The sequence below is a fragment of the Duncaniella sp. genome (assembly GCF_029054785.1).
Lineage (GTDB): Bacteria > Bacteroidota > Bacteroidia > Bacteroidales > Muribaculaceae > Duncaniella.
This window is the reverse complement of the sequence record NZ_JAIDEN010000083.1, coordinates 1-6,725: the sequence shown is the minus strand read 5'-3', so window position 1 is coordinate 6,725 and position 6,725 is coordinate 1. Positions and strand designations below refer to the sequence as shown.

Here is a 6,725-nt window from a genome sequence, read left to right as displayed (position 1 = left end):
GGGTGAACAGTGGGGGTCGAACCCACGACCTTCGGAACCACAATCCGACGCTCTAACCAACTGAGCTATGCTCACCATGTTTTGGTTTTGCGCTGCAAAGGTAGGACGTTTTTTCGGAACCTCCAAATTTTTCCGTGAATTTTTACATTATTTTACATTTGCTATCTCGATTGAAATGGCCTGAAGCCGGATCCCGCATGACCTGGAAGCCGGGATCGGGTGGCGGCAGAGGCCGCATCGGACGGCGGATTCCCGCCGTGCGTAATGATCTTTGTATTTATTAGGTGGTGAAATGTTGAAAAAAATCACTAAATTTGCGGTCAATTATGAAGAATATCCGCAACTTTTGTATCATAGCACATATCGACCACGGCAAGAGCACACTTGCCGACCGTCTGCTTGAGTATACCAACACTGTGGCAGCCAAGGACCTCCAGGCTCAGGTGCTCGACGACATGGATCTGGAACGGGAGCGCGGCATCACCATCAAGAGCCACGCGATCCAGATGAACTTCCATCTCGACGGCGAGGACTACATACTCAACCTGATCGACACTCCGGGACACGTCGACTTCTCCTATGAAGTCTCGCGCTCGATCGCAGCCTGCGAGGGTGCGCTTCTGATTGTCGACGCCTCACAGGGCATCCAGGCTCAGACCATCTCCAATCTCTACATGGCGATCGACAACGATCTTGAGATCATCCCCGTCATCAACAAAGTAGACCTTGACAGCGCCAAGCCCGACGAGGTAGAGGACCAGATCGTCGACCTGCTCGGCTGCGACCCCTCGGAAGTGATCCGCGCCAGCGGAAAGACCGGCATCGGTGTGCCTGACATCCTCCGAGCCATCGTGGAGCGTGTCCCCGCGCCCAAGGGCGATCCGCAGGCACCGTTGCAGGCCCTGATCTTCGACTCGGTGTTCAACCCCTTCCGCGGCATCATCGCCTATTTCAAGATTGTCAACGGCTCGATCCGCAAAAACGACTTCGTGAAGTTCGTGGCCACCGGCAAGCAGTACAACGCCGACGAAATCGGAGTGCTCAAGCTCGACATGCAGCCTTGTCAGGAACTCTCGGCAGGCAATGTGGGCTATATCATATCAGGCATCAAGACATCAAGGGAAGTAAAGGTCGGCGACACGATCACCCATGTCAACGCCCCCTGCGAGGCCGCGATCGACGGTTTTGAGGAAGTGAAGCCTATGGTCTTCGCCGGTGTCTATCCGATCGAGACCGAGGATTTCGAAAACCTCCGTTCGTCGCTCGAAAAACTTCAGCTCAACGACGCCTCGCTGACTTTCCAGCCCGAATCCTCGATGGCTCTCGGCTTCGGTTTCCGCTGCGGCTTCCTCGGCCTGCTCCACATGGAAATCATCCAGGAGCGTCTGGGCCGTGAATTCGACATGGATGTCATCACGACCGTCCCCAACGTGTCCTACCGCGTCTTTGACAAACACGGCAACATGACCGAGGTCCACAATCCTTCCGGCCTGCCTGAAGCCACGCTGATCGACCACATCGAAGAACCCTATATCCGCGCCTCGATCATCACCGCCGCCGACTACATCGGTCCGATCATGACCCTCTGTCTCTCGAAACGCGGCGAGCTGGTGAAGCAGGAATACATCTCCGGCAACCGCATGGAGCTGATCTTCGACATGCCTCTGGGCGAAATCGTCATCGACTTCTATGACAAGCTGAAGAGCATCTCGAAAGGCTATGCCTCGTTTGACTATCATCTCCATGACTTCCGCGAGTCAAAACTCGTGAAGCTCGACATTCTGCTAAACGGCGAAAGCGTCGACGCACTCTCGACCCTCACCCATGTCGACAACGCCGTCACCTTCGGACGCCGCATGTGCGAGAAGCTGAAAGAACTGATCCCGCGTCAGCAGTTCGACATTGCCATCCAGGCCGCGATCGGCGCCAAGATCATAGCCCGCGAGACAATCAAGGCTGTGCGCAAGGACGTGACCGCAAAGTGTTATGGCGGTGACATCTCGCGTAAGCGCAAACTTCTCGAAAAGCAGAAGAAAGGCAAGAAGCGCATGAAGCAGATCGGCTCTGTCGAAGTGCCGCAGAAGGCCTTCCTCGCCGTGCTCAAACTCGATTAGGAAAAACGGAGTCTACACCTATATAATATATATAGCACAGGAAACACAGGACGTGGAGACAGCGCAGAGCCGCAGTCTCCACGTCCTGTGTTGTTGATTGGATCCGGAAACTGAATTTTTTGACCGGGCTGGCATATTGACGGCTGATTTGGGGCGTTGCGATGCTTATAAATGCTTATTGCTGACAAAATTTGAAGGAATGCTTAATTTTTGTGTCAAAAAGTTGTAAAAGACAAAAAAACTTCTCAACTTTACGTCCGTTGTTTTGGAAAAAGTATCAACATCTTGATTGACCCTTAAATCAATTACTCAAATTAATAATATTTCTGGTTATGAAGAAATTTTTACTCCCGATGGCCGGACTCTTTTTAGGTGTCGGGATTGCTCAGGCGGAGACGGTTACTGTTCGTTTGTGGGATTCGGATCCATATTGGAAGCCGGATTTTGACAAGACAGAGTATATCAATAACGAACTTTATGATCCTGTCAATCAGGAGTTAGTGGTCAACTCGGATGGATCCTATACTGTCAAGTCATTTCTTAATTCAGAGCTGGACCTGACCTTCTCGATCGGTAACCGAAAGGTTTATAATGGATTGGAAAGTGTCAAGGGCTGGTTCCCGGCAGAGGTCTGGGAAGCCCCGGTGCTCGACTTCACACCGCCGGTCTACACACAGTCAGTCGAAACCTCTGCTGAGGCCATGTATGAGGTCAAGAAACCGGGAAGCGATGAATCCTACATGTATAAGATCTGGCCGAGAGACGGGCTGGTGTATTATAACCTCGGACAATTTGTCCCTATTCCTAAGAAAGAACTTTCTTTCCCTTTGATTATATTCCGCAATCTCAGTGTGGCATCTTTCCAGGGCGAGGACGACAAAGGTAAGCACTATCGTGTGTGGATCGCATTGAAAACCACTCTTCCTTTCGGCAATAAGTTTGATGAGTTTGGTGATGAGAATCCCTATTATTCGGAATCACATATCCACACCTATGCCATTTTTGACATGACGGTTTCCAACGATCCGGTCAATGTCCATTATGTCGACTCTTCCGACAACACACTCTTCCAGGACACTCAGAGCATCATTCTCCACAAGGAAGACCGCTCGACCAACGTCTATAACTTCATGAATTCAGGCGTGGCCCTCGGTCTGTATGCAACCGGCAAGGAAGTTGCTCCCGGCAAATCGGCGATCGCGTTTACAAGCGCATTCAGCGGCAACCCTGATGAATATCAGCCCCTCGAAGGAGCCACTTACAGCCTCCTGACAGCCGACAATCAGACCGTGACCGGTCAGGTGATGGTCCGTCCTGCCGGATGCTATGCCGAACAGCTTGAGGAAATCTCTCTCAACAAGGCTCATTACAAGGCTTATATTGATATTAAAGTAGGCGATGTCACCGGTTACAATGTATTCGAGTTTAACGGCAGACCTCTGGAAAAGGGCGAGGCCTATAAAGTGATGCTGTCTGTCATGGGCAAAGGATACAATTGGGAAGACCTTGGAGAGTTTGACAGCAATATAGAAATTGTTGACGATAACAATTTCACTGTCTATGACTTGTTCGGTTCCGGATTCAATGTGCCCTTCCTGCTTGGAGAACCTCTGCCGCCTACCTCTTATGATCAATTTGATGCATTCCAGGAACTTGATATTGATCCTGCTTTCTGCAAATGGGCTGAGTCGAAAGACGACAAAGGCAATACGGTTGTAAGTTCTGAGGAAAAGGTAGTGATCATTCCTGACTATCTTAGCTCGGTGCTTGAAACCAATCTCCCGGTCAAGGATGGAAAGCCTTTGGTCATCAGCAATCCTAAGATCGAGGTTTATGACAACAATCCTAATCTTGGTTTCTGGGGCATGCCGGATGTCTGTCATTACAAAGACGGTGACAAGACCCGCAAGGTCTATAATATATATTTTAAGGGTGTAAGTGGCCCCAATTATAAAATCACCTGGGAATCGAAGGCCGACCAGTCCGGTATCGCCGATGTCATCACTGACAGCGAAAACGCTCCTGCCGAATGGTTCACCCTCCAGGGAGTCCGCGTGAGCGGCGAAAACCTCGCCCCCGGCATCTACATCAAGCGCCAGGGTTCAAAGACCGTGAAAGTGCTTGTTAAATAAGAATACCTACCGGGAATCATAGTTCTGCAACAACCACCGCAATTACGTTGGAATCAACCGTGTAGCAGGTTTTGCAACACTTCTAAGAATATCGTCCGGCAGTTTTTTCCGAAAACTGCCGGACGTTTTTTTGTGGAGCGGACCGGAGGGGAGGCGTGTCGGACCAAAACGGGGCGGGATGACGGGCCGGAGGAGTAAACTGGCATATTGACAGGGAAAAACGGCGGGAGACGGTGGGTTTTGTCGCCGAAATGAACAAAATTCCAATAAAATTAAAAATTTTGTAACAAAAAGTTGCAAAACAAAAAAAAACTTCTCACCTTTACGGTCAGACGCAGAAATTGCTTTCAAATTTATAATTAATCTAAACTCAATCTAACACTTTTTGCTTATGAAAAAGTTTTTACTCCCGGTTGTTGGCTTGTTGATCGGCGGGGCTGCCGCTCAGGCAGACGAGGTGACTGTCAAGTATCATAAGATACAGAGCACTGTCGCTACCGAGTTACAGGAAGAATTGTTTTGCCCGACTACAAATGAAGTAGTGAAGAACGAAGACGGATCCTATACTCTGAAGAAATATCAGAATTCGGCATACGATCTGAAGTTTACCATCAAGGACGGTGTGCTTGCTTTCCCGGATATAAAGGTGGCCGGTCTGAATGTCCTTAAAGATGGAGATGGAAATAGCTGCCGGTTCAATCTCACCACTATCCAGGAGTATAAGGATGCCAATGAAGAGATGAATCAGGCTAAGGTTGACGGGCTGTTGTATTCATGTATCAATGGAAAACTCAACGGTGCGGTCCTGAAAAGCGAGACTTTGACACAGACTCAAAGACTGGCCGAGTATGAGGTGAGTATGGTGACTTACTTCTCCTATAAGACTCCGAATGGTCCTGACTTGACGGATTCAAGACGTGAGTATGGTGCCGCTGTCTTTAATTTTTCTGTTGTCGAGGACCGAGAAGGTGTCGATGTGGCTTATCAGACAGCGTCAGGCGCTGAAATGTTCAAGAGCTCATTCAGCCCGGTTGAAATTGGCAGTGGCAATTCTTTCAAACTGAGCTATTTTGCAGGTTCAGAGGCCAGTCTGACATTCAATGTGGGTAGTGCCGGTGCTGACGGAAAGGCTTCCATCGTGTTCACTGATGGTGTGAGCACTGCTGATCCGGAATCTTATCAGACCATTGAGGGGGCAACATTCAACCTTCAGGATGCTTCCGGTCAGACAAAAACAGGTGCGCTTGCTGTGAAAATCGCCGGTAGCTATGCCACTGTGATCGAAGGATCTGAAACTATTCAGTCAGCAAGATATAAAGTTTATATCGACACCAAGTTCGGTGACCAGACCGGTTATGTGGTGATTGAGGCTGAAGGCCCCGCTGTTCCCAAGGGTCGTGAAGTCTCAATGGACTATGCTATCTTTAACAATGCTTCAAGTGTTTATGAAACAGTGCCGACCTATGTGGATCAGGTTGATGAAAATACAATCGTAATCTACAATTTCGGAAATTCAGGCTATAACATTCCGTTCACTATTTATGACAAGGCTGATGTTGCTAATCCGACAGACGGAGGTCAGGTTGCAACCGCCAGCATCCGCGTGGCTGATGATTATATCGCCAAAGATAATACTTCCGGTAAGTCTGTAACCGTCAAGCTCCCTGATGGAGAAACATTTAAAACTTATGTGAAAGGTGTCGCCGTACAGGAAAACCCAGGTGTATATTATAATCCGAGCTTCTCGAATGTAAAATATTACAACGACCGTGTGGATTTCCATATCACATTCGGTACCGGCAAATTCGTTGCTGCAAACTGGAGTCTCTCAGAATCCGAATCAGGCATCGAGGATGTTGTTGTTGACGAAAACGCTCCTGTTGAATGGTACAACCTCCAGGGTGTGCGTGTCAACGGCGAAAACCTTACCCCCGGCATCTACATCAAGCGTCAGGGTTCAAAGGCAGTCAAAGTGCTTGTCCGCTAACCAACGAATATTCTGATTTCATCAGACATATAAAACAGAATACGAATCGGCGACCTCCCGCGAGGCCGCCGATTTTTTTAGCTGTAAATCATACCCGGCCCACGTCAATGGCCGTCAGCGATTGCGGGGCAGAATCCTATCAGGCAAGCCGCGTCAGCGGTGTGGCGAATCCGGACCGCAGTAGAAAGTCATCAGCGATTGCGGGGCTGAATCCTATCAGGCAAAGCCGCGTCAGCGGCGGGTAGAATCCAGGCCACTGCAAGGGCTCCGTAGGAGTCCGCAGCTGTGGTTCCAACCACCCGAAAAAATAAAAGAGCGCCGTAGGTGCGAAACAGTATCGCACCTACGGCGCTCAGCTTGTTTAGGGATGTGGCGTTTAACCACAGCTGCGAACCCCCGCTGGGGGCTCTTGCAGTGGCCTGGATTCTACCCGCCGCTAACGCGGCTCGCCTGCCCCGCAGACGGATGCTTTTTAACCGCAAAAGCGGCTCG

3 protein-coding genes and 1 tRNA gene are annotated in these 6,725 nt (G+C 49.8%); 3 read left to right on the top strand and 1 reads right to left on the bottom strand.

Annotated elements, in window-relative coordinates; all coding sequences use genetic code 11:
- Position 1: 1 nt before the first annotated feature.
- A tRNA-His gene (locus K2H17_RS05205) sits at positions 2-75 on the bottom strand.
- Positions 76-326: 251 nt separating this feature from the next.
- Here K2H17_RS05205 and lepA point away from each other — a divergent pair.
- The 3 genes from lepA to K2H17_RS05190 all read left to right on the top strand — a co-directional run bounded on the left by lepA (position 327) and on the right by K2H17_RS05190 (position 6,233).
- Complete coding sequence (gene lepA / locus K2H17_RS05200) at positions 327-2,114, top strand: translation elongation factor 4 (RefSeq protein WP_300132235.1); 1,788 nt, start codon at positions 327-329, stop codon at positions 2,112-2,114.
- Positions 2,115-2,446: 332 nt separating this feature from the next.
- Positions 2,447-4,246 (top strand): hypothetical protein, encoded by a 1,800-nt coding sequence (locus K2H17_RS05195; RefSeq protein WP_300132232.1) that lies wholly within the window; start codon positions 2,447-2,449, stop codon positions 4,244-4,246.
- A gap of 391 nt (positions 4,247-4,637) precedes the next feature.
- Positions 4,638-6,233, top strand: coding sequence for a hypothetical protein (locus tag K2H17_RS05190; RefSeq protein ID WP_300132230.1), 1,596 nt, complete (start codon positions 4,638-4,640; stop codon positions 6,231-6,233).
- The last annotated feature ends 492 nt before the right edge of the window (positions 6,234-6,725 follow it).